This is a genomic window from Mesorhizobium sp. WSM2240, assembly GCF_040438645.1.
Lineage (GTDB): Bacteria > Pseudomonadota > Alphaproteobacteria > Rhizobiales > Rhizobiaceae > Allomesorhizobium.
On the sequence record NZ_CP159253.1, the window covers coordinates 2,620,388 to 2,642,067 of the forward strand.

Sequence of the window (21,680 nt, forward strand, 5' to 3'; positions counted from 1 at the left end):
TCCAGAGCGCGCATTACACAATCAGCTGCCGGACCAAATCGGGAAAAGGACCTCCCCCATTCCAAGGACGGCATTGTCGCCGCTATATTTGCGCGGCGCGTTGCCGAGCAGCGGCAGCCCCAAAATTCCTTCCGCGATGAGATAGCGGTCGAAAAGTGCGGCGAAGGCGCTTTCAGGCGCGCCGCATTCGACGAAGCTGGGAGACAGATTTTCAGGTGCGCGGTCGAGAAAGATCGAGCCGCGACGCATCAGATAGCCGGGCATCGCTCCGGTCCCGCCGGCAATCACCAGGCTGCCGGCGATCATGCGGCTGCCGGCGTGGTCGCCCGAACCTCCGAGGACGGCGATGAGGCCGCGCCGCATGCGGTCGCCGGCAAACGCGCCGGCCCTGCCCCGCACGATCAGCATGCCGCCATTCATGGCTGCGAGTTCGCCAGCCAACGGTCCGCCAAGGCGGTCGCCGGCGTCGCCCATGATCTCCAGCCTTCCGCCGCGCATTCCGGACCCGGCATGCGGACCCGCACTGCCTTCGACCAGCAGTCGCCCGCCGCGCATGCTGCGGCCTGCCTGGGAGCCTACATCGCCCGCTACGCGCACCGAGCCGTCGGTCAGTTCCGCCGCCACCCGGTCGAAACGGTTGGAGCCGCCGTCGAACACGATGTTCTGCACGTCGTCGCCCGAGACGCGGAATATGTCGCCGACCGTCGACGCGCTCTTCGACATGCCCAGCCGGATTTTTTCGACGTCTCGCCTGCCCATCCCGGCGAGCTTCTCCGGCGTCAGCGGCGACAGGTCTAACCGCTCGGGAGGATTGGCAATAAGAGTGAAGGTCATCGCCGTCACGGGATCATGTCCTTCAGCGAGTAGATGAACTTGCCGAGCTTGCCGCCGTAATTTCCCGCCCCGATGCGGACCGCGCCCTTTTCCGGCCCGAGATCCGTCACGGCCTTGATGCCAGCCTTCATGGCGGCAGCCACGGCCTCGTTGGTCTCGCCGTCGATGACGATTTCGAGAACGGCGTTGATATCCGGTCCGAGCGCGCTGGCGACGGCTCCGCGCAAGGTCGGGGCGTAGGCTTCGTTGGCCGACGCCACCATACCCTTGTACTTGCCGCCGATCTTGGAACCCGAGCGGGCGATGCCGCCCGGAAACGGCACGATGGCGCCGGGAACGCTATGAATAGCCTCCACCGCGGCCTCCGCGGCGGCAAGCGCATTTCCGCTGCTCTGCGCCATGACGAAGAAATTGCCACCGCCGACGGCCTCCTTGGTCAGTCCGGTGGTGGCCTCGCAGAGGAATTCGCCGTCCATGACCGGGATTCGCCAGAAATGCCGTCCGCCGACTTTCTTGGAGATCTGCCAGCCATCGCCGAAATAGCGCAAGGCCGAGCCGAGTTTTAGGTCGGCGCTGCCTTTCAACCCGGCGAAACAAGCGCTGCCGGGCGAGGTCAGCACGCATTGGCCGACGCGGTTCAGCAATTGCTTCTGCAACTCGTCTGTGCTCACGGCAAAAAGCATTACGCGGCAGCCGGGCCGCCCGTCCGGCGTTTCCGATTCCGGCAATTCGACATCGATCGCCGCCTCGCAGCCGCAGGCGATCACCGACGTGGCGAAGCCGGACATCGTGATAGCGGCCTGCCGCGCCCATTTCCGGTTCGGCCCGGTGATCACAATCGCAGTCGCGCGCATGCCGAAGGCTTCCGCGAAGGTGTCGTCGATTGCTATTCCGTTGACACTCAGCTCCGGCATGCGACCTCGCCGAATGGCTGTTCGCGGGCGATGGCGGAATCGGGGAATGTGAACCAGTCGAGCGAGAGGCCGTAACGCCGTTCGTGATATTCGCGCAGCCGGCGCACCATGGCCTTGTCCGACGGCGGGTTGAGCCTAAGCGCCCTGCCCCACCGGTAATGGGTAATCTCGCCGTCCTTGACGACGAGGTCGCCATTCTTGAAGACAAACGCCGCGGCGCCGAACATATTGGCGATATCCCTGCCTTTCCGGTAGATCGCGATATCGGCCAGCGCGCCCGGCCCGAGATGGCCGCGGTCGTCCAGCCCGAGCAGCTTTGCCGGAGCGGCGCGCGTCATGATGGCGATTTCCTCGAGCGTGTATTCGCGGGAGATGGAGGACAGGGTCGAGAGCGCCATCGCGCTCTTTGAGACGGTCGAAGCCTTCTCGTTGCGGGCATCGCGGCTCATCAGCAGCTCGAATAACTCGGGATAGGCGGTGAACGGCGCGCCATTGGGATGATCTGTCGTGAAGAATACCCGCCACGGGTCGTCGATCAGCAGGAAAAGCTCGAGCCCGATCGCCCATTGCATCGTGCCGTAGAAATCCTCGCGATAGCGGTACGGCACGATGCCGCCGCCATTGCCGTCGCCGTCGTGGATGACCGTCTTTTTCGGGCTGGCGCTGCCGCGCGCCGAAAACTGCCGCATGACATCGGAGGAAATGGTTACCGTCTGGCCGAACATGACCTGGCCGATGTCGATGGTGACCTCCGGCGTGCCGTTCACCAATTCCGCGAGGCGGGCCGCCGCGGACGAGAATTTGCGCTTTCCCTCCGTGCCATAGCCGTAGAACTGAAGATGGGCGAGATGCAGCGGCACGCCTTCCGAGGCCGCAATAGTGGCCGCCGCAGTATCGGCCGCGCCCGGCGCGCCGAGATTGTTGCAATGGACATGCAGCGGATGCGGAATGCCGAGTCGGTCCACCGCTGCCTGGAGCGTCTTCACGATCCTGCGCGAACTGACGCCGTATGAGGGCACAACATCGTCGAGCGAGAAGGTGCGGACATTCTCCTTGAAGGCCGCCACGGCGCCGGCATTGATGACCTTGACGCCCAGCGCCCGCGTCGAGCCGACCGTCCAGGCGACGTAGTCCTCGATCATCTGCTGGGAGGCGTCGTCGCGGATCATCGACAGGAGGAAGTCGTCATTGCCGAGAATGGCCAGCGTCGCCTTGTCGATGATCGGGATGTCGGCGAGTTCGAGATGCGTATGCAGCGCGGCTCCGGGCGACATGGCAGGCTCGACCACTGTGGTGAAGCCCATCTTGGCGTAGAGGCAGCCGGTCTCGAAGGTCGACCAGCCGGCATTGGAGAGCGGCGTCGCAGCCGGCCTAGCCATGTGGGCGGCGTGCTGCTCGGGCAGGAGCAGCCGCGCCGTGTTCACGTTGCCGCCGCCTATATGGGAATGGATGTCGATCGCGCCGGCCATGATAATGCAGCCTGAGGCGTCGATGGTCTGGTCGGCATTGCCGCCGGCCGGCGGTTCGACGATCTGCTCGTCCCTGATCCAGAGGTCGCCCTTGCCGAGACGGCCGTTGACCGGATCGATAATTTCGCCCCCGGCGATTTTCGTCAGCATGGCAATGCTGCCTCGGCCTGGAAATAGCCGGCGATCTGTCTGATCACCGCTGCTGCGGGCGGCAGGTCAGACCTCTCGCCCGCCTCGACCGCGGCCAAGGTTCCGGTGCGCCCGGAATAGACGACCGCCCCGTGGTCGACACCGGCTTCGCCAATCGCAATGGTGACTTCAGAGCCGGCGACCGGCTCCGCCGTTTTCGCCAATGCAATCAATTTGACGCCGTTGTTCCCGGACGGCTGCACGGAACCCGCCGAGATCCACAGATGCAGGTCGGCCTCGCCGGACGCGAGCGCCCGCGCCACGTCGAAACGCCAGGGGTCGAATTCGGGAAAACCACGCGCAAAGCCGGTTCGCGGCGGAAAGCCGGTCATCCATGTCGAGGCGAGGACGCTGCCCCAGCCGCTCTCGCTGGCCGGCAAATGCAAGGCCGACGCGCGCGACTTCCGATTGATATCAGCGATGAGGCCCTGCAGCATCTCCAGTGCAAGGCCGTCCGCATCATGGCCCGAAAACAGGAACACGGGAAATTTGGCGGCGCCGAGCGCCCTCGAGAAATCGTCGAAGTTCGAGACCGGTTTAGATACCCGCCGTCCCGCGCATTGCGCCCTGAGGGCGGCCAGCGTGCCGTTGAGCCCGGCGCCCTCGCAGGAAAGCGGCGTCGCCTTCCGGCTGCCCAGAAGCGATGAGACATTGGTCCCCTCATCGCCGATCAGAAAAATTTCGCGCGCGTTCGTTGCCGAAAGGTCGGGCACGGTATCGGCGAGTTCCGCCACGAAGCCATGATGGATCGCCGGCAGCTCTCCGACGATCGCCACGACATCGGCCCGCCGACGAACCTCGCCCGGCGCAACGGTCATCGCGCCCTTGTCGGAGAAGAGCGCAGCCTCGCGAGCTATCGCCGCGCTGTCCACATGGTCGTAGGCCGCGCCAACCCGCTCGGCGAGAGCTATCGCCGCTCGGGTCCCGTGTATATCCGTATCGAAGCTGATTACCGGGCACCGGCTCGATTGCAAAAGCATCGCGGCCTGTTCGCACGCGTGCTCCACCAGCGTTTCCCGGTTGCCGATCCACGCAACCGCCATTCACTACGCTACTTTCTGGTGCCGGCCTAATCCTAGACCAAAGCAAACTGGCCGTGAACCCCCCGCTCTCGGAACGGTAAACGTTTTCGGCCCGGCATCAGCAGATGCGACGTTCAGTCGTATTTGATGTAGGCGAAGCGCTGGTCGGTCTGCGGCGTGCCTTCCAGCGCGCCGCCTTCACTCGCCGGCTGCCACTGGACGACGTCCTCGATCTTCTTCGCCAGTTCGAAATCCTTGTCGGTGACGCCTTTTGCCGCATGGTTCATCAGGCGGACCTCGACCCAGGCATAAGACGCTGTGATGTCGGGATGGTGCCACGCCGCTTCCGCCAGATGGCCGACCGTGTTGATGACCATCAGCGTCGATTTCCAGCCATGGGTCTTGTATTTCCGGCGAATCCAGCCGTTTTCATAGCGCCATTTGGGCAGTTCCCTCTCAAGCCTTTCGGCGATCTCGGCTTCCGAATAGACTTTTTCCTTGGCTGTCTCGCTCATCTCGTATCTCCAATGTCTTCTCAATAAGGCGCGTGCGGCGGCGTCGAAGTAGATGCTCCGCGATACTTGCCCCCTCGCCGAAAACGGCTATCATGACCGTGGGCACCTAAACTCGCGATGCATGTATGATGCACCCATCCGGGGGTAGATGTCGAATTCCGTCACCATAAGAGTGCCCGCTCGCCTTCATCTCGGCTTTCTTGATCTCAACGGGGATGTCGGACGCCGCTTCGGCAGCGTTGGCCTGCCGCTGAGCGAACCCGAGACGGTCGTAACCTTGTCCCGGGCCGCCGAAACGTCAGTCGAGGGCAGCGAGGCCGCGCGCGCCGAACAGCATTTGTCGGCGCTCTGCCGGCATCTCGGCATAAAATCCAATCACCGCCTGGTGGTGGAGCAGGCGATCCCCTCCCATGCCGGCCTCGGATCGGGAACCCAGATCGCACTGGCGGTCGCGGCGGCGCTGCGCACGCTGCACGGACTGCCGCTCGATATCGCCGGCGACGCCATCCTGCTTGCGCGGGGCGCACGCTCTGGCATCGGCATCGCCAGCTTCGAGAGTGGCGGCGTCATCGTGGATGCGGGAAAGAACAGCACAGGAAGGCCTCCGCCGGTCGTTGCGAGGCTGCCCTTTCCGGACGAATGGCGCGTCCTTCTCATTCTCGACGAGGCCGTGGAAGGGCTCCACGGCCAGGACGAACTTCAGGCCTTTCGCGCGCTGCCGCAGTTTCCCGCCGCCGGCGCGGGAGAGATCTGCCGGCAGGTTCTGATGGGGCTGATGCCCGCTCTCGTTGAACACGACTTGCCCGTTTTCGGCGCCGCGGTCACGACGATCCAGACCCTCATCGGCACCCACTTCGCGCCGGCCCAGGGCGGCGTCTTCACCTCGAGGCGCGTCGAGGCCTTGGCCCGACGGTTGGTCGACGCCGGCGCGGTCGGCATCGGGCAGAGCTCGTGGGGGCCAACGGGTTTCGCCTTCGCGCCGTCGGAAGACGAAGCTCGCCGTCTGGTCGACTCGGTCCGGGATGAAACCGGTGCGGGAATAGAAATCAGGATCGTGCGGGGAAGGAATTCCGGCGCGAGGATCAGTCAAACCAAACTCGACCTCGTGGGCAGCTGAAAAGGCGGCAGACGCAGCGCGAGACCTAATGCAGAAAGGCGAATAATGGCCCGCAAACACATATTGCATATGCTGACTCCGCTGAAGCAGATGAGCCCCTTCGATGTGAACATGGCGCTCGATGCCGGCTTCGACGCGGTCGTCCCCTATGTCGGTGTAAGCCTCGATGAGGTCACCGGCCTTGTGCAGGACGCGATCTTTTCCCGGCCGCCGGATGCAGGCGTGGGTACGGGCATATTCATCGCCGGCAAGGACGTGTCGCTGGCGCTCGACATGTTCGACGCGGCGAAGAAGGCGATGGTGCCGCCCTTCCAGGTGTCGGTTTTCGCTGACCCGGCGGGGTCGTTCACCACTGCCGCCGCGATGGTGGCTAAGGTCGAGAAGGCGCTCGAAAGCAAGTTCCAGCGCGGCCTGAAGGGCGCTGCGGTCGCGATATTCGGCGCGACAGGCGTCGTAGGCTTCTGCACCGCCGTCATCGCGGCCAAAGAAGGCGCCGAAGTCACCGTCGTTGGCCACGACGGCCTCGAACGGGTGGAGAAGATCGCCGCCGAAATCAGCAGCCGCTTCGGGGTTGGCGTGAAGGCTGCGGACGGTTCGACGGAGGCCCGCAAGAGGGAGATCGTCCAGGCCAGTGATGTTGTGCTCAGTGCTGCGAAAGCCGGCGTCCAGGTGATCTCGAAAGCGCATCTGCAAGGCGCCGGCAGACTGCTCGTCGGCGCCGATGTGAATGCGGTTCCGCCGGCCGGCATAGAAGGCTTGGCGGTCCACGCTAATGGCGACCCGCTCGAAGCGACAAACGCCGTCGGCATTGGCCCGCTCGCCATCGGCAACGTCAAATACAAGGTCGAGTTTGGCCTCTTCAAGAAAATGATAGAGGCGGACAAGACAGTCACCTTCGATTTCCAGGATGCGTTTTCCCTTGCACGCGAGTTCGCCAAATAACCCCCGGTTTCTGCTGATCGCGGCGATTTCTGGCCGCGCGCTGGCAGCCGCGGCGCAGCGCGCCGGTTATCGGCCGCTGGTCGCCGACTTCTTTTGCGACCGGGATACCGTTGCGCTCGCCGAGCGCGCGGCGAAACTGCCGGGCGACCTCCAGAGCGGAATAGACGGCGCGGCCATCGTCGATGCGCTTCAGGCGCTGGCCGGAAGCGACCGGCCGGTTGCGGTCGTCCTGGGTTCGGGCTTCGAACGGCAAGCCGAAATCGTCGACGAGGTCGCCCGCCATTTTCCGCTCGCGGGCAACCGCGCGGTAGCGATACGCCGGGTCAAGGATCCGCACATCCTTGCGAAGGATTGCGCCGACCTCGGCATTCCGCATCCCGAGTTCCACTGGGAGTTGCCAGCTGATCCGGAAAACTGGATCGTCAAGACCGTCGGCGGGGCCGGCGGCTCCCACATAACGCGCGCCAACGGCGACTCCCCGGCGGTAGGCCGTTACTTCCAGCGCTTTGTCTCAGGCCGCAGCGTCTCGGCCCTTTTCGTCGGCGACGGCAGGTCGGCACGGGTCATTGGCTTCAGCCGGCAATGGCTATCTCCTGCTCCGAACGCACCCTATCGATACGGCGGCGCGGTGCGCTTGAGGCGCTTTGACCGGAGCCACGCGGCCAAGATAAGCAGCTGGCTTTCCGGCCTGACGTTCCGCGCTGGGCTTGTCGGGCTTTGCAGCGCCGATTTCATCGGCGACGCAAACGGCTACCAGCTTGTCGAAATCAACCCGCGGCCAGGCGCTACGCTGGACATCTTCGACAGCGACGAAGCTCCCTTGATCGAGGCGCATCTGCGCGCCGCCAGAGGAGAGCCCTACCGGCTGCCGCGCTTTGCCAACTCGATGGCATCGATGATCACCTATGCCACGATGCCCATGCCGCACTTCCCGGCAATCAAGTGGCCCGACTGGACAGCCGACCATCAATCGCCCGGCACTAAACTGGTTGCCGGCGATCCCGTCTGCACAGTCTTCGCCCGCGGCCACAGCGCAGACGCCACCGAGCGGGCGGTAAAGACATATGCAAGGCAATTGCAGCACCAATGGGAAGGAGACCGGACATGAAAGATGGTTCGGCATTCCTGAACGATAACGCCCAGCGTATCGCCGATGGCATGATCCGTGACGCCGAGCGCCTGCGCATCGCCGTCTCCAAGGGTCCGTTGGGAGAAACCCTGATCGACGCCGGCTCCAAGGCCCCCGGCGGCATCGAAGCCGGGCTGCGCATGGCCGAGGCAGCGATGGGCGGCCTCGGCAGCATTTCGGCGGTTATGGATCGCGCCTCGGACAAGTGGCCCTTTGCCCTTGAGGTGCGATCCTCGCAGCCGGTGCTTGCATGCCTCGGCTCGCAATATGCAGGCTGGAACCTGTCGAACGACAGTTATTTCGCCATGGGGTCGGGTCCCGCGCGGGCGCTTGCCCGCGTCGAGGCGCTGTTCACGACACTGACCTACCGCGACACCGCATCGTCCGCCGTGCTCATTCTGGAAACAGCCGAACCGCCGCCGGAACCGGTTGTCGAGAAAGTGGCCATCGCGACGGGGCTGACGGCCGACAAGCTCACTTTCCTATACGCGCCGACGCAGAGCCTTGCCGGCACCGTTCAAATCGTCTCCCGCGTACTCGAAGTCGCCCTGCACAAGGCCAACGATCTGAAATTTCCGCTTGAAAACATCGTCGACGGAATAGCCGCCTCGCCTATCCCTGCCCCCCACCCGGATTTCCTGACTGCCATGGGCCGGACAAACGACGCCATTATCTATGGAGGGGTCGTCCAGTTGTTCGTTAAGGGCCCGGTAGAAGCAGCCATGGAGTTGGCCGAGAAACTGCCGAGCCGGACATCGCGGGACTACGGTCAGCCCTTCGCCGATGTTTTCAAGCAGTTCAAAGGCGACTTCTACGCCATCGACCCGCTGCTTTTCAGCCCAGCCGAAGTCCTGGTTACAGCGATCGAAACAGGCGATACGTTTCGAAGAGGCGGACGGGATGCGGCAATGCTGGAACGGAGCTTGGGGTAAAGTGCATCCTTCGAGGCTCGCCCTGTTAATTCAGCGCACAGCAAACGGCCGGCGTGCGGGGCTCGCACCTCAGGATGAGGGAGGTTGGGAACAAATCTCTCAGGAAAGCGGTCTAGGCACAACAGTCCTCATCCTGAGGTGCGAGCCCTCGCCGATCGTCTACGCGTCGGCGCAAACGCGGGGCGGGCCAGCCTCGAAGGACGCACCAGAAAAGCAACTTTCGTGGCTGCCGGCATGATCCCACGCATCCTGATCGTCAGCGACAAGTCGGACGCGCGCTCCCAAGGCCTTGCGATCCGGCTGAGCCAGCGGGGAGCATTTGTCGCGACGGCACCACTGGCCTCGATCGCCTTCGACACCGGAAGCGCCTCCGGGCTCGCGATTCCGGGATTCGACGAAGGATTGCCGGATGCGGTCATCGTGCGGTCGATTGCGGCAGGCTCGTTCGAGGCGATCACGCGGCGTCTCGGCGTCCTCCACGCGTTGGGCAATCTTTCCGTTCCGGTCTGGAATTCGGCCCAGGCAATCGAACGCTGCGTCGACAAGTCGATGACCACCTTCCTGCTCAAGAGTGCCGGCTTGCCGACGCCAGCGACATTTTGCGTCGAAGGGTTTTCTGCAGCCGAGGAGATCGCCAGGCGCGAGCTTCCGCTGACGCCGCTGGTGCTGAAGCCGCTTTTCGGCGCGCAGGGCCGCGGCATAAGGCTGATCCGCGAACTGGCCGATCTGCCCCCGCCGGAAGAGGTGAACGACGTCTACTATCTTCAGCATTACGTCCCGCGCGCCGGTCCTCCCTTCCGCGATTTCCGCGTGTTCGTCTGCGCCGGAAAGGCGGTGGCGATGATGAGCCGCCGCGGTGAGGACTGGATAACCAATGTAAACCGGGGGGCGGCGCCGGAGCAGGTTTCCGGGACCGGAGAAGCCGAACTGGCGAGGCTGGCGGTCGCGGCGGCAGCGGCGGTCGGAGCCGACTTCGCCGGCGTCGACATCATTCCCGCGCCCGACGGCGCCCTGCTGGTATTGGAGGTGAACAGCATGCCGGCCTGGTCGGGACTGCAATCGGTCGTCGCGGTAAACATCGCCGATGCGATTGCAGACGCCATGCTGAAATTCCTGGCCGACAGGGTCAGTGCCGAGCCGCCCGCCCGCCCACATCGTCTCGTTGCACCGGCAAACTCCTGAGATGGGGCTTTCGCGCGAACGCATCAGCGCCGCCTATGAGGATGCCTGCCGGCTGGAAATCGAGGCGCTAAAGCCTGGGAACGTCCATCTCTTTGCTGACGGCCACGGCATGACCGCCGGGCAGTTCTTAGTCAGTGCCAGCGTATCGGCCGGGCCGTTAACGGATCCGGACCTGTCTGTCGGGCGGCGCATTCTCGAGGCCGTCCGCGCCACGCGCCAGGCAGTCGGCACCAACACCAATCTCGGCATCGTGTTACTCGCGGCGCCGCTGGCCCGCGCCGCCGAAACGGCGGGCGACCTGCGCGAAAACCTTTCCTTAGTCCTAGACGAGTTGGACGTGGATGACGCAGGTGCTGTGTTCGAGGCCATCGTCACAGCTTCGCCAGGCGGCCTTGGCTCGGCGGAGGAGCACGACGTTCGCGAGCCGCCCAAGGTGGATTTGCTCGAAGCAATGCGGGCCGCGGCCGGGCGAGACAGGATCGCCCGCCAATACGTCACCCGTTTCGACGACATTTTCGAAACGGGACTGGCGACACTCGACGACTCGTTCGCCCGCGGCGAAAGCGGCATCTGGCCGACCGTCTTTGCTTACATGGCGTTTCTCGCAAGCTTTCCGGACAGCCATGTGGCCCGCAAGCATGGCGACGAAACAGCGTACCGGATCCGGGAGGAAGCGGCCGATGTGAAGACCGCAGTCGACGCTGCCGACGACGATCAGGCGCGCCTGCGCCTGCTTTTGGAGTTCGACAGCCGGCTGAAGGCGCGAAACGTCAATCCCGGCACGTCGGCCGATCTGACGGTAGCCAGTCTTTTCGTCCATATCCTCCTACAGCGCCTTGCATAATCGGGTTGTTGATGATTGAATTTCCGCAGTGGGGGTCAGTGCCTCCGCGGCTATCTAGCCAACCGGTCCGGGCAATCCGGACGCTGCCAACAAGGATAGTCGTCCATCGAGCGTCCGCTCGTTGCGGCGTCTTTGGACTTCATTATTTTGTGGAGGAAAATTGGCATGGCTAAAATCTCGAAAGTAATGGTTGGTGAATCCCTGGTCGGCGACGGCAATGAAGTCGCGCATGTCGACCTGTTGATCGGGCCGCGGGGAAGCCCGGTCGAAGCGGCATTCTGCAACGCGCTCACCAACAACAAGGACGGATTTACTTCCCTCCTGGCGGTGATTTCACCCAATCTGCAGTGCAAACCCAACACGCTGTTGTTCAACAAGGTGACGATCAAGGGCGCCAAGCAGGCGGTCCAGATGTTCGGCCCGGCGCAGTTTGCGGTGGCGAAGGCGGTGCAGGACAGCGTCGCGGAAGGGATCATTCCGGCAGAAGAGGCCGACGACCTGTTCATCTGCGTCGGCGTGTTCATCCATTGGGAGGCCGAGGACGACGCAAAGATCCAGCAGTATAATTACGAGGCGACCAAGGAAGCCATCCAGCGCGCCATCTCGGGCACGCCGACTGCTGCCGAGGCTACCGCCAAGCGGGACCAGGTGAAGCATCCGTTCGCGGCCTAGACAAGAGACAGCCCCGCACAGGTAGCACCCTCTGCTGATACGGATGGTCTGTTGCGCCGGCTGAAAAAGCTTCTCGGCTTTTGAACCTCCGTTCCGGAGCGCGGCATTCGTCGCGCCCCGGAACGGGTCAATCCGTCAGCAGGCGCCGAGCGACGCAAGTTGCCCGGGCGTGAGCGTGCCGTCGTGAAGCGACGTCGCCACCAGCGCGGCGTCGACGCCGAGCGCCGAAAGCGCACGGATATCGGCTTCGTTGCGTACGCCGCCGGCGGCGATCACCGAGCGGTTTCCGGCCCTCGCCTTGATCTGCGAAAGCCGCTCGAAATCCGGACCCGCGGCGGAACCGACCTTGGTCAGCGTCATGACGATCACGCTTTGCGGCCAGAGCGCTGGCTCTTGGAGAATGGAAGCCGGGCCGCGAAAGCCTTCTGCGAAGAAATCGAGCGACAGGATGAGGCCGGGATGATCGCGGAAGCGCCGAAGCAGCGCATCGTCTCGCTGCGATTCGGCGCCCAGAACAGGGCGCAGCGATGGTCTAGCCAGCGCTGCAGCAAGGGTTTCGCCGTCGGATATTCCGCCATCCACCCAGAGTTCGGGCGGGTCGGTCATTTCCCGCAAGCTGGCAAGGGCCCCGGCGTTGGGTGCGCGGCCTTCTATGGCGTCGAGATCGGCAATGTAGAAGGTCGAGAAGGGATACAGCGTGCGCAGTCCCGTCGCGACCGATACGGGACCGGGGCTGGCGCTTAGCGGTGTGGCGATCGGCCGGTAGCGGTCGCGCTTGCCCATTTCGGCGCGCACGACCTGGCCGCCTTTCAAGTCGAGGACTGGAATGATACGCAACGCTTTTCCCCTCAATAGCTTAGCCGTTTTCATGAAAGCTTGAAGTTTGGAAAAAGGAAAGAGCATCATCGCCGGCTTCGATGTCGGCGGCGCGCATCTGAAGGTCACCCGGGCTGAACGCGGCCGCATCGTCCAGGCCGCGACCGTCGCAATGCCGCTCTGGCTCGGCCTCGACAGGCTGGCATCGGCGCTTCGCGAGGCGTCTGCGGTCTATACCGGCGCCGATCTCAACGCCTTCACCATGACCGGCGAACTGGCGGATGTTTTTCCCTCGCGAGACGCCGGCATTGCAACGCTGCTGCAGCTCATCTCGCAACACTTTCCCTCAGGCGACAATCTGATTTATTCGGGACGGTCCGGCTTTGTCGGGGTCGGACAGGCCGCTCGGCTCGGCGGCGATATCGCTTCGGCCAACTGGCATGCCACCGCCTCGCTGGTAGCCAGGCTCGTCGGCGACGCGCTGTTCGTCGACATGGGATCGACCACCACCGACATCATTCCGATCCAGGACGGCGCGGTCGCCGGCGAAGGCTATACTGACGCCGAGCGGCTGATGACCGGCGAACTCGTCTACACCGGCTTCACGCGCACTTTCCTGTTCGGCGTGGCGTCTTCCGCCCCGGTGTGCGGGCGAATGACGCCGCTTATGAACGAATACTTCGCCTCGATCGCCGACGCGCACCGCATCATGGGCGTGCTCGACGAGAAGGACGACAAGCACGCGTCGGCCGACGGTAAGGAAAAGACCGCGGAGGCCTCGATCGCGCGGCTGGCCCGTATGGTTGGCCGTGACGCAGCAGATCTGTCACCCGCCGAATGGCTGGATGTGGCGCGCTGGTTCAGCGAACAGCAGCTCCGTACGGTCCACGACGCTGCCTTCCGGGTGGCGGGCAGGCTCGCCGACGATGCGCCAATAGTGGCCGCCGGAACCGGCCGATGGCAGATCAGGCGGCTCGCGACAAGAATGGAGCGCCGCTTCATCGACTTCGCCGACATCATTCCGGCGGAGGAAGCGGCGCGCAATGAGGCAAGCAGCGCCGCTCCGGCGGCCGCCGTCGCGCTTTTGGCGCAAATGCAGGGTTGAGCGGCGGCTGAACGCACCGGAACGGCTTCGACTGCGACGCGTTCTTCTTCGAACCCACGTTCTCGGAGACCGAGATGAACCGTCGGATGCTGGCCTTCACGCTCCTAGGATCCATCGCCGCCTTGCCAGCTGCCGCGCAAGGAGACGGGCAGACCGCCTTCAACAGCAGTTGCCGCACCTGCCACACGATGAAGGAAGGCGACCACCGCCAGGGCCCGAGCCTCGCCGGCGTGATCGGCAGCAAGGCCGGGACGGCGCCGGGTTACAATTTTTCGGATTCGATGAAGCAGTCCGGCATCGTCTGGGATGAGGCCAACCTCGACAAGTTCATCGCCAATCCCGATCAGGTGGTGAGAGGCAACACCATGAAGCCCTATGGCGGCATCACCGACGCCGCGCAGCGCAAGACGATCATCGAGTTCCTGAAGACCGGCGGCTAAATCCTTGTGATTACCGTGTAATCCTAACCAAAAGTCTGCAACTTTTAGGAATCATGCCGCGCCGGTGCGGCCGGCGTCTGTTCCCGCGAAATGATTGTCGACGCGCTGCATCAGCCAGCCCCAGGCTTCCCTCTCGTCAGGGCCTGCGGTCTTGTCGATGGCGATTGTGAGATAGGCGATCTCCGCCTCGATTTTTTCGCGGGGCAGCATACCCAGCCGGCTGACCAGAATGGCGAGCTCCAGCACCGCCGCCCTGGCGCGATTGAGGCCGGTGAAGGGCGCGTGGGTTTGCTCCGCTACGACGCGGCAGAAATGCCGCGGGCGTAAGTCGTCGTCATGAACGGTTACGACTTGGAGCACCGAATGCGCAAGCGCCGCCTCGATCCGCGGCACTGGGCAGCCGTCCACCGCAACGGTCGGCCAATCCTTGCGGCCAGTCAGGCAGCCGGCGAAGATGCGGACGTCGTCGGTGTAACTGGCGACCGCGAATGGCACCGCCGCCAGATTGTCGAGCGTGACAGATGGCCGGAACGGCGCGATCACCCAGCCGTCCTTCTCCGCGATGATTCCGAGCGGCGCAATGTGAACCTTGCCGGTCTGGTCGGCGGTGGTGACGATGCATTCGCGGATGTAAGGCATCGTTATTCCTTGCTTTTCTTAGCCTTAAGCGTGTGGCCGGCCTCGGCAAGGCGCAAGCGGTCGGTTTCCGGAGCCGGAGCCGCCACGCCCCAGGCCAGCGGCTCGTCCTGCGAATAGCGCTTGCTGAGACGCCAAGCGATCTCGGCCTTCATGAGTTCCGCGCCGAGATAGAAGGCATGCGCACCGTCCGTCTCGACCCCCAGCCCGGGAAAGAGTTCGAATGCGTCCCTGGCGACCGCATGGCCCTTGCCGTTGAATATATGGATTCCGTCCTCGGCGGTCACGATGCGAAAATTGGCGTCGCGCACTTCGGCCGCCAGCGCGTTTATATCTTCTACCGTGGCTACATAGGGCTTGCGGTCGTGGATCTGCAGAAGGCCCGGATCGTAGCTTTTCGGCAGCGCGCCGTCGCTGCGGGCAGCAAACATGATGCGGCGGGCGAGATCATGCTCCTCCACCGTTCGGGCCGTGTGGGGACTAACATTGACGGTCAGAACGTTTCTTATCTGCAACTCTGAGCAGAGCCCGGTTAGGATCGCGGTGACGCCGGAACTGTCGGCATCGGTAAGCTCGGTCAAATTGCCGGTACCCATCATCAGTTCGACCTGTGGCCAACGCCGGCGCGCCTCGATGAAGCGCCCGAGCGACTGGGCGAAGCCGAAATGGATCGGGTCGAGCACCGGATCTGCGATGAAGGAAATGCCGGCCCGGTCGGCGGCCTCGATGGCGCGCCCGAGAGAATCCAGGTCGCCGGGAACCGACGGGATCAGGACCGGCGTCACCCCATGATCGAAGGCCAGCGGCAGTGTGTTTTCGTCGAGGCTAAGCAGAAAATCCGCGCCTGCCCGCGCGCCGATCATCAGTTCATCGGTGCTGGCGGAATCGACGCTGACTGAAAAACCCTGCGCCTTCAGTTCCCGCACTGCCTCGGCAAGCGTCGGAAAAGGCGTTTCCGGCAGGCAGCCGAGGTCGATGACGTCGGCCCCGGCAGAGGCAAGCGCCCTCGCCCGCGTCGCGAGCCCATCGATCGAGAGCATCGGCGCGTCGACGATCTCTGCGAAAATACGAATATCGTAGCGGGAGAGGTCCGGAGGGCCGCCGGGGCGGCCGAGATATGCCGGCAGGTCCGCGATTTCGTCGGGGCCGCGCACGAAAGGCACGCCGAAATGTTCGAAGAGCCGTTCAAGATCGCCGCGATAGCGGCCGGGGAGTATGATGCGGTCCGCGCCTTGAGTAGGCTTCAGCCGGCGCTTGATGATGTCTTCGGTCATCAGCGCGGCGACCTTGACGCCGATGTCCACGATTTCCCATGCGAACTCGGTCTCGCCGAGCCCGGCCAGCAGCCTTTCCAGCCGCGCTTTGGCCAGATGGCCGGTCAGGAAGATCAGCCGCTCAGCCATGGCTACGCCGGGAAGAGCGCTGGGGACAGTTTACTTTCTTTCCGCGGAAAGGAGGTGGCGTCGGCAGGCTCGCGCGAGCGGAAAAAAGTAAACTGTCCCCCAGCACTGAGCACCGCCTAGCCATCAGCTTGCAGTTCCGTAATGCGGCGGCGTATCGCGACCTTCAGGTCAGCGAGCGATTCCACGACTTCGGTTCGCTCAAAACTTTTCAGCCGCTCGGTATGCTCCAGGTCGATCTGGCGCGGATAGACCTTGACCAGACCGTGCGGCGCCATGGTTTCGAGCTCGGGGGCGGTGTCGCAGGCAAAGACGATGGCCGGAACCCGGCATTTGCCCGCCTGCGCAAAGACGTTGGTGGCCAACGTGTCGGAAATGCCGAGCACGCATTTGGCCACCGTATTGGAACTCGCCGGTGCCACCACCACCGTGTGATAGACGCCGTGATAAAAAGCGCCGACCGGCACGGAACTCGCCGTCTTGTCGTGCAGGACGCGCATTGTGTCGGGAAAATCCAGCTTCAGCTTGTACATGCGCAGCACTTCGTTGGCGGCTTTCGAGACGAAGATATCGCAATGTTCGAGTTCGTGGATAAGCGCGAAGCTTTCCGTGAAGAAGTGGCCGGACCCGGTGAGAACCCATGCCCAGCGCGGGGTATGCAGATTTTCCAGCACTATCCTGTTTTCCTCGCCGGCGTTCCGGATCGGTAGATGGCCGTCCCCGGGAATTTTCCGGATGCGAGCTGCGCATGCGCCTTGGCGGCGCCTCCCGGGCCGGCAAGGCGAAAATCGATGTCGGCCGGCAGCATCTCCGCAAAGCCGGCGTCGACGATTCCCCGCGCCGCCAGGCTGGCGACATCGTCGGCTGACGAGAAGGCTTGGGTCTGCTTGACGAGCAGCAGTGCGTCCGCTCCGAGCTTTCCTGCAAGCCAGGCCGCGAGTGCATCCGACGTTATATCCCACGAGGCGCGAACATCCGGCGCCGGGATAGCCAGGGCCGACGGCAGCCAGACCGGAATTTTCCCGCCCCGCAACGCGAGTTCCATCTCCTGCAGCGATTGCGCCCGAACGAACCTGTCGTGCCGGTCGAGAATGACATGGCCGAACTGGTCCATGGCAAGGATCGCCATGGCGTGGGCGGCCTTGTCGGAGAAGCCCATGCTTTCCTGCGCATCGCGGACCTGATTGGCGAAGCGGCCGCCTCCGGGCACGATGACCAGCGGCAGGGCCGAGCCCGCCAGCGCGGCGATCCACTCGCCCAGCACGGCCTCGCTGGCGGTGCTGCCGCCGAGCTTTACGACGGCTCGCCTCACGAAATGAGGCCCTTCTTGCCGAGACCGGGCAAGGCATTGGCTTCGGCGGACAAGCGCGCCGTCGACGCCTGCTGCTTTGCCTTCCTGCGCTCGATCTCGACGCCGACGCCGCCCGGCCCGAGTTCGAGCTTCTCCACCCTCACGGCGACGCGCGTGACGCGCGGATGCTCCAGCACGAGCGCTGCCACGTCTTCGGCAAGCGTCTCGCTCAATTGGACGTGTCCCTTGGCGACGATGGTGCGGATGCCGTCCATGATGATGTCGTAAGAGAAAACGTGGCGCATGTCCTCAGGATGGTCGGTGACCCTCAGCACGTCGGCGGTCACGTCGAAGCGCACCTTTTGGGTATGGCCATGCTCGAAGCTGTAGGCGCCGATCTCTACCGGCAGGACGAAATCCCGCACGAAGATCTTGTCCGTGCCCAGTGCCGGATCGACGGCGCCTGGTGAATATCCCCTCGCCGCCAGCAGCCGGTAGTCGACCGTTGACGGCGCGCCTGGCTGCAACTCCTCGGGGATCAGGTCGCGGATTTGCGAAACCGCTTCGGCGCTGATTAGTGCCGTGCGATCCGAGTGATCGCAAAGCGCCCCGCGAAAGCCCAGGAAATCAGGCGCGAACGGCAGCAGCCGGGGAATGTCGGGCGCTTCGAGCGAGCCGCTCAGCCCCACCGCCAGTCCGTGCGACCGGGCGCGGTCGACGAAGACCGGAATGCGCTCGGGCGGCAAATGGTCGAGCAACCGCCCTTTCGCCTTATGCGCGGTGTCGACCATCGCTCCATGGAATCCGTCCTTGGCGAAGACGGGCAGGAATTCGAAATCCGGCGCCAGGTCGGCGAACATGACGGCGATCAGTTTCGTTCGCGCGGCAAGCGGCGCCAGCGCTGCCGAACACGCCGCAATGTTTCCGGACGGGAAGAAGCCGACTTTCACGAAGTCGACGCCGGTGGCTGCGATCTCCTCGGCCTTGGCGCGGATGATCTCGGGCTCCATCGGCAGGTCGCCGCAAACCGCGCTGGCGGCCCGGCGACCGGCGACCGACGATACGGTCTGGCGAATCGTATCGGTGGCGACAGCGCCCAACGCGCCGGCCTTCGGATCCTTCAGGTCGATTATGTCGGCGCCGCCGGAAATGGCGATCTCCGCTTCGGCGAGGCCTGTGACGCTGGCCAGCATCTTGGTCATTTCTTCGGGGTCTCCAGCCTGGAGGACAATATAGCTGCAACGGGAATAGCGGACGCCACGACACCTGATCGCATGCGGCCAAAGCTAGCTGAAAAACCTGCCGCGAAAAGTCCACTCACGGGGTTTGATAAATTATTTCCGTCCGTTATGGTCATGCTGGGCACCTTGACTTCGCTAGACCGACGCAATCGGACTTAGCGCAAGTAGAGGATAATTCTATCGATGACGAGCGCGGTGCCAGGCACTCTCGCGGCCTTTCTGTGCTTTTTTCCCTTGGCCGTCAACGCTTCCGCCGTCATGGCGCAGGAATCGGCGCCGCAGGCTCGGCAGCAGCCGGCCAAGCCCGAAAAGCAGATCACCGAGATCAAGATCGGCTATCTGCGCGCCTATGCGCCGCAGCTTGCGCTGTCGGTCCTCGACGTCCCGCCGCGCGACGAAGGCGTCGCAGGGGCCGAAACGGCGATCGGCGACAACAACACGACCGGCAGCTTTCTGGGCCAGAAATTCATCCTCGACGTCACGGAGGTGAAGCCGGACGCCGATGTCGTTCCCGTTTTCAAGGAGATGGTCGAAAGGGGCGACCGTTACGTGCTCGCCGACATCTCCGCCCGGCAGCTGCTGTCGATCGCCGACATTGCCCGCGACAATGGCGTGCTGATCTTCAATGTCGGGGCGACCGACGATGTGCTGCGCGAGGAGGAATGCCGCGTAAATGTCCTGCACACGGCGCCGACACGCACCATGCTGGCCGACGGACTAGCGCAATATCTGGTCTGGAAGCAGTGGCGGAACTGGGTGCTGATCTACGGCTCGCATGAGCGCGACCAGCTATTCGCCGAGGCGTTGCGGCGGGCGGCGACGCGGTTCGGCGGCGAAATCGTCGCCGAAAAGGAGTTCAAGGACACGGGCACGGCGCGGCGGACCGATTCCGGCGTCGTCCAGATCCAGCGGCAGATGCCGGTCTTCACTCAGGACCTGCCCGACCATGATGTGGTGCTCGTCGCTGACGAAAGCGAAGTCTTCGGCACCTACGTGCCGTTCCGGACCTGGATTCCGCGGCCCGTCGCTGGCACGGCGGGGCTGTCGCCCTCGGCCTGGCACCCGGCCAGCGAGCAGTGGGGCGGCACCCAGATCCAGAACCGTTTCGCCAAGGCCAACGGCCGGCGCATGCTTTCGAAGGACATGTCGGCCTGGACGGCAGTGCGCATAGTCGGCGAGGCCGCGACGCGCACGCCGGGCGCCGATCCGGCAAAGATCGACGCGTTCATCCGCGCAGACGACTTCTCGATCGCCGCCTTCAAGGGCCAGAAGCTGACCTTCCGCAAATGGAACTGGCAGCTGCGCCAGCCGATCTTCCTCGGCGACGGACGCTCGGTGGTCTCGACCTCGCCGCAGGAGGGTTTTCTGCACCAGGTTTCCGAACTCGACACGCTCGGGATCGACGAACCGGAGACCAAATGCGCATTTGAGTAGGTAAGACAGAAATTTGGGAGGAGTTCTTGATGCGACGACTGACGTTTTTGGCTGCCGCAATGGCTGTTGGTTTCACCGCCAGCCCGGCTTCGGCCTACATGGTTTACGTCTCCAACGAGAAGGACAACACGGTCAGCGTCGTCGATTCCAACACGATGGAAGTCGTCAAGACGATCAATGTCGGGCAGCGGCCGCGCGGCATCACCATCTCGCATGACGGCAAGCTGATCTATCTCTGCGCCAGCGACGACGATACGATCGAGATCATCGACACCGCGACGCATGAAATCATCGGATCGCTTCCATCGGGGCCAGATCCCGAGCTGTTCGTGCTCTCGCCCGATGGCAAGACACTCTATGTCGCCAACGAGGACGACAATCTCGTCACTGTGATCGACCTCGAAAGCAAGAGGGTGGTTGCCGAGATCCCGGTCGGCGTGGAACCGGAAGGCATGGGCGTCAGCCCGGACGGCAAGACCATGGTCAATACGTCGGAAACGACGAACATGGCGCATTTCATCGACACCGACACCAACGAGATCACCCATAACGTGCTGGTGGACGCCCGCCCGCGCTTCGTCGAGTTCACGCCGGACGGCTCGGAAGCCTGGGTGAGCTCGGAGATTGGCGGGACGGTTTCGGTGATCGACAATGCGACGCGCGAGATCAAGCACAAGATCACCTTCGAGATCCCAGGGCTGCGCGCCGAATCGATCCAGCCGGTTGGCGTGCGCATCACCGCCGACGGCAAGAAAGCCTATGTCGCGCTCGGGCCCGCCAACCGCGTGGCGGTCATCAATACCGAAACCTACGAGGTGGAGAAATACGTGCTGGTCGGCCAGCGCGTCTGGCAACTGGCCTTCACGCCAGACCAGAAGACGATCATTTCGACCAATGGCGTTTCGAACGACATTACTTTCATCGACGTGGAGACCGACGAGCCGGTGCAGTCCGTTACCGTCGGCGCGCTCCCCTGGGGCGTCGTCGTATCGCCCAATTGAATCATCAGATTTGCAGCAGAAGGGTAGGAAAACATGAGGAATTTTCGGGCAATCGCTTTCGCCACGCTGGTCGGGCTGGCCGCGGCGCACGGCCAGGTCTGGGCGCAAGCCGATGACGACGACGATGATGACGCGGCCCCGGCGGTCGCCGCCACCGAACAGGTGACGCGGGCCAGCAAAGATGTTCCCGAACTCATCCTCGGCACGAAGGACGACCAGTTCACGGCCAATCAGAAGGATTTCGAGCTGATCGCCGGACAAGGCTATCGCTGGAAAATCTCGGCGGCGGGCGGCCTGGAGTACAAGTTCCATACCGATCTTTTCCGCAATGTCTGGATGAACCAGATCGTCATCAACGATCTTGAGGTGCATATGAACGGCGCGCCTGCATGGCTCGAATACGACGCCGACGGAACCATCCAGGTGCAGTTCACCACCATCCGGCCCGGCATTTACACATGGTCCGTACCCGACCTCGCCGAAAGGGGTATGAAGGGCACGATCACCATCAAGTAACGCCACAATCGGCGGCCGGGTGGCCGGCCCGCTCAAGCG

23 protein-coding genes and 1 pseudogene are annotated in these 21,680 nt (G+C 63.7%); 13 read left to right on the plus strand and 11 right to left on the minus strand.

The window, feature by feature from the left end; translation table 11 throughout:
* Positions 1-21: 21 nt before the first annotated feature.
* The 5 genes from ABVK50_RS12810 to ABVK50_RS12830 form a co-directional block, all read right to left on the minus strand.
* Positions 22-834, minus strand: coding sequence for a formylmethanofuran dehydrogenase subunit C (locus tag ABVK50_RS12810; protein WP_353645947.1), 813 nt, complete (start codon positions 832-834; stop codon positions 22-24).
* Positions 835-839: 5 nt separating this feature from the next.
* Positions 840-1,748: a formylmethanofuran--tetrahydromethanopterin N-formyltransferase gene (gene fhcD, locus ABVK50_RS12815; RefSeq protein ID WP_353641201.1), complete on the minus strand. Its 909-nt coding sequence runs from the start codon at positions 1,746-1,748 to the stop codon at positions 840-842.
* Positions 1,736-3,367, minus strand: a complete 1,632-nt coding sequence (locus tag ABVK50_RS12820) for a formylmethanofuran dehydrogenase subunit A (RefSeq protein WP_353641200.1) — start codon at positions 3,365-3,367, stop codon at positions 1,736-1,738. Before ABVK50_RS12820 ends, fhcD begins: the two co-directional genes overlap by 13 nt.
* The gene (locus ABVK50_RS12825) at positions 3,361-4,449 is read right to left on the minus strand and encodes a tungsten formylmethanofuran dehydrogenase (protein WP_353641199.1); all 1,089 of its coding nucleotides are present in this window, start codon (positions 4,447-4,449) and stop codon (positions 3,361-3,363) included. The genes ABVK50_RS12820 and ABVK50_RS12825 overlap by 7 nt, the downstream gene beginning before the upstream one ends.
* 113 nt (positions 4,450-4,562) lie before the next feature.
* On the minus strand, positions 4,563-4,943 hold the full coding sequence (locus tag ABVK50_RS12830) for a 4a-hydroxytetrahydrobiopterin dehydratase (protein WP_008836312.1): 381 nt from the start codon (positions 4,941-4,943) through the stop codon (positions 4,563-4,565).
* A 148-nt stretch (positions 4,944-5,091) separates the two neighbouring features.
* Here ABVK50_RS12830 and ABVK50_RS12835 point away from each other — a divergent pair, with 148 nt between their 5' ends.
* From ABVK50_RS12835 to fae, 8 genes and pseudogenes are all read left to right on the plus strand, one after another.
* Complete coding sequence (locus ABVK50_RS12835; RefSeq protein WP_353641198.1) at positions 5,092-6,060, plus strand: beta-ribofuranosylaminobenzene 5'-phosphate synthase family protein; 969 nt, start codon at positions 5,092-5,094, stop codon at positions 6,058-6,060.
* Between the two features lie 62 nt (positions 6,061-6,122).
* Positions 6,123-6,194: pseudogene (locus ABVK50_RS12840) on the plus strand (hypothetical protein); the annotation flags it as partial.
* A complete protein-coding gene (locus ABVK50_RS12845) occupies positions 6,172-7,002 on the plus strand; it encodes an NAD(P)-dependent methylenetetrahydromethanopterin dehydrogenase (RefSeq protein WP_353645946.1) in 831 nt (276 codons plus the stop codon). The pseudogene ABVK50_RS12840 and the gene ABVK50_RS12845, both read left to right, overlap by 23 nt.
* Entirely contained in the window at positions 6,980-8,110 is a 1,131-nt protein-coding gene (locus tag ABVK50_RS12850; RefSeq protein WP_353641197.1) for an ATP-grasp domain-containing protein, read from the plus strand. Before ABVK50_RS12845 ends, ABVK50_RS12850 begins: the two co-directional genes overlap by 23 nt.
* Positions 8,107-9,063 carry a methenyltetrahydromethanopterin cyclohydrolase gene (gene mch, locus ABVK50_RS12855; RefSeq protein ID WP_353641196.1) on the plus strand — a complete coding sequence of 319 codons (957 nt, stop codon included), beginning with the start codon at positions 8,107-8,109 and terminating at the stop codon, positions 9,061-9,063. The genes ABVK50_RS12850 and mch overlap by 4 nt, the downstream gene beginning before the upstream one ends.
* Before the next feature lie 234 nt (positions 9,064-9,297).
* On the plus strand, positions 9,298-10,245 hold the full coding sequence (locus tag ABVK50_RS12860) for a RimK family alpha-L-glutamate ligase (RefSeq protein ID WP_353641195.1): 948 nt from the start codon (positions 9,298-9,300) through the stop codon (positions 10,243-10,245).
* A gap of 1 nt (position 10,246) precedes the next feature.
* On the plus strand, positions 10,247-11,089 hold the full coding sequence (locus tag ABVK50_RS12865; protein ID WP_353641194.1) for a triphosphoribosyl-dephospho-CoA synthase: 843 nt from the start codon (positions 10,247-10,249) through the stop codon (positions 11,087-11,089).
* Positions 11,090-11,254: 165 nt separating this feature from the next.
* On the plus strand, positions 11,255-11,761 hold the full coding sequence (fae, locus tag ABVK50_RS12870) for a formaldehyde-activating enzyme (protein ID WP_353641193.1): 507 nt from the start codon (positions 11,255-11,257) through the stop codon (positions 11,759-11,761).
* A gap of 135 nt (positions 11,762-11,896) precedes the next feature.
* On the opposite strand, the gene ABVK50_RS12875 is transcribed toward fae, so the two are convergent.
* On the minus strand, positions 11,897-12,598 hold the full coding sequence (locus ABVK50_RS12875; RefSeq protein ID WP_353641192.1) for a HisA/HisF-related TIM barrel protein: 702 nt from the start codon (positions 12,596-12,598) through the stop codon (positions 11,897-11,899).
* A gap of 46 nt (positions 12,599-12,644) precedes the next feature.
* On the opposite strand from ABVK50_RS12875, the gene ABVK50_RS12880 reads away from it, so the two are divergent.
* The gene (locus tag ABVK50_RS12880) at positions 12,645-13,682 is read left to right on the plus strand and encodes a hydantoinase/oxoprolinase family protein (protein WP_353641191.1); all 1,038 of its coding nucleotides are present in this window, start codon (positions 12,645-12,647) and stop codon (positions 13,680-13,682) included.
* 74 nt (positions 13,683-13,756) lie between these two features.
* Positions 13,757-14,122, plus strand: a complete 366-nt coding sequence (locus ABVK50_RS12885) for a c-type cytochrome (protein WP_353641190.1) — start codon at positions 13,757-13,759, stop codon at positions 14,120-14,122.
* Between the two features lie 51 nt (positions 14,123-14,173).
* Here the strand turns inward: ABVK50_RS12885 and ABVK50_RS12890 are convergent, their stop codons facing one another.
* From ABVK50_RS12890 to ABVK50_RS12910, 5 genes are all read right to left on the minus strand, one after another.
* Entirely contained in the window at positions 14,174-14,761 is a 588-nt protein-coding gene (locus ABVK50_RS12890) for a DUF447 domain-containing protein (RefSeq protein ID WP_353641189.1), read from the minus strand.
* Positions 14,762-14,763: 2 nt separating this feature from the next.
* On the minus strand, positions 14,764-16,161 hold the full coding sequence (locus ABVK50_RS12895) for a DUF6513 domain-containing protein (protein WP_353641188.1): 1,398 nt from the start codon (positions 16,159-16,161) through the stop codon (positions 14,764-14,766).
* Between the two features lie 116 nt (positions 16,162-16,277).
* Complete coding sequence (locus ABVK50_RS12900; protein WP_353645945.1) at positions 16,278-16,829, minus strand: flavoprotein; 552 nt, start codon at positions 16,827-16,829, stop codon at positions 16,278-16,280.
* 2 nt (positions 16,830-16,831) lie between these two features.
* On the minus strand, positions 16,832-17,470 hold the full coding sequence (locus ABVK50_RS12905) for a dihydroneopterin aldolase (protein ID WP_353641187.1): 639 nt from the start codon (positions 17,468-17,470) through the stop codon (positions 16,832-16,834).
* A complete protein-coding gene (locus ABVK50_RS12910) occupies positions 17,467-18,651 on the minus strand; it encodes a (5-formylfuran-3-yl)methyl phosphate synthase (protein WP_353641186.1) in 1,185 nt (394 codons plus the stop codon). The genes ABVK50_RS12905 and ABVK50_RS12910 overlap by 4 nt, the downstream gene beginning before the upstream one ends.
* Positions 18,652-18,873: 222 nt before the next feature.
* Between ABVK50_RS12910 and ABVK50_RS12915 the strand changes: the two genes are divergently transcribed.
* From ABVK50_RS12915 to ABVK50_RS12925, 3 genes are read left to right on the plus strand one after another with little or no spacing between them, the layout of a single operon-like run.
* Positions 18,874-20,124 (plus strand): ABC transporter substrate-binding protein, encoded by a 1,251-nt coding sequence (locus ABVK50_RS12915; protein WP_353641185.1) that lies wholly within the window; start codon positions 18,874-18,876, stop codon positions 20,122-20,124.
* 29 nt (positions 20,125-20,153) lie between these two features.
* Positions 20,154-21,125 carry a YVTN family beta-propeller repeat protein gene (locus tag ABVK50_RS12920; protein ID WP_353641184.1) on the plus strand — a complete coding sequence of 324 codons (972 nt, stop codon included), beginning with the start codon at positions 20,154-20,156 and terminating at the stop codon, positions 21,123-21,125.
* Between the two features lie 33 nt (positions 21,126-21,158).
* Positions 21,159-21,641 carry a hypothetical protein gene (locus ABVK50_RS12925; protein ID WP_353641183.1) on the plus strand — a complete coding sequence of 161 codons (483 nt, stop codon included), beginning with the start codon at positions 21,159-21,161 and terminating at the stop codon, positions 21,639-21,641.
* Positions 21,642-21,680: the final 39 nt, after the last annotated feature.

Coding starts and splice junctions, on each gene's coding strand:
- ABVK50_RS12860 (WP_353641195.1), top strand. CDS start 9,298: ATGATCCCACGCATCCTGATCGTCAGCGACAAGTCGGACGCGCGCTCC.
- fhcD (WP_353641201.1), bottom strand. CDS start 1,748: ATGCCGGAGCTGAGTGTCAACGGAATAGCAATCGACGACACCTTCGCG.
- ABVK50_RS12890 (WP_353641189.1), bottom strand. CDS start 14,761: ATGCCTTACATCCGCGAATGCATCGTCACCACCGCCGACCAGACCGGC.
- ABVK50_RS12810 (WP_353645947.1), bottom strand. CDS start 834: ATGACCTTCACTCTTATTGCCAATCCTCCCGAGCGGTTAGACCTGTCG.
- mch (WP_353641196.1), top strand. CDS start 8,107: ATGAAAGATGGTTCGGCATTCCTGAACGATAACGCCCAGCGTATCGCC.
- ABVK50_RS12865 (WP_353641194.1), top strand. CDS start 10,247: ATGGGGCTTTCGCGCGAACGCATCAGCGCCGCCTATGAGGATGCCTGC.
- ABVK50_RS12885 (WP_353641190.1), top strand. CDS start 13,757: ATGAACCGTCGGATGCTGGCCTTCACGCTCCTAGGATCCATCGCCGCC.
- ABVK50_RS12920 (WP_353641184.1), top strand. CDS start 20,154: ATGCGACGACTGACGTTTTTGGCTGCCGCAATGGCTGTTGGTTTCACC.
- ABVK50_RS12845 (WP_353645946.1), top strand. CDS start 6,172: ATGGCGCTCGATGCCGGCTTCGACGCGGTCGTCCCCTATGTCGGTGTA.
- ABVK50_RS12915 (WP_353641185.1), top strand. CDS start 18,874: ATGACGAGCGCGGTGCCAGGCACTCTCGCGGCCTTTCTGTGCTTTTTT.
- ABVK50_RS12835 (WP_353641198.1), top strand. CDS start 5,092: ATGTCGAATTCCGTCACCATAAGAGTGCCCGCTCGCCTTCATCTCGGC.
- ABVK50_RS12825 (WP_353641199.1), bottom strand. CDS start 4,449: ATGGCGGTTGCGTGGATCGGCAACCGGGAAACGCTGGTGGAGCACGCG.
- ABVK50_RS12925 (WP_353641183.1), top strand. CDS start 21,159: ATGAGGAATTTTCGGGCAATCGCTTTCGCCACGCTGGTCGGGCTGGCC.
- ABVK50_RS12820 (WP_353641200.1), bottom strand. CDS start 3,367: ATGCTGACGAAAATCGCCGGGGGCGAAATTATCGATCCGGTCAACGGC.
- ABVK50_RS12910 (WP_353641186.1), bottom strand. CDS start 18,651: ATGACCAAGATGCTGGCCAGCGTCACAGGCCTCGCCGAAGCGGAGATC.
- ABVK50_RS12830 (WP_008836312.1), bottom strand. CDS start 4,943: ATGAGCGAGACAGCCAAGGAAAAAGTCTATTCGGAAGCCGAGATCGCC.
- fae (WP_353641193.1), top strand. CDS start 11,255: ATGGCTAAAATCTCGAAAGTAATGGTTGGTGAATCCCTGGTCGGCGAC.
- ABVK50_RS12895 (WP_353641188.1), bottom strand. CDS start 16,161: ATGGCTGAGCGGCTGATCTTCCTGACCGGCCATCTGGCCAAAGCGCGG.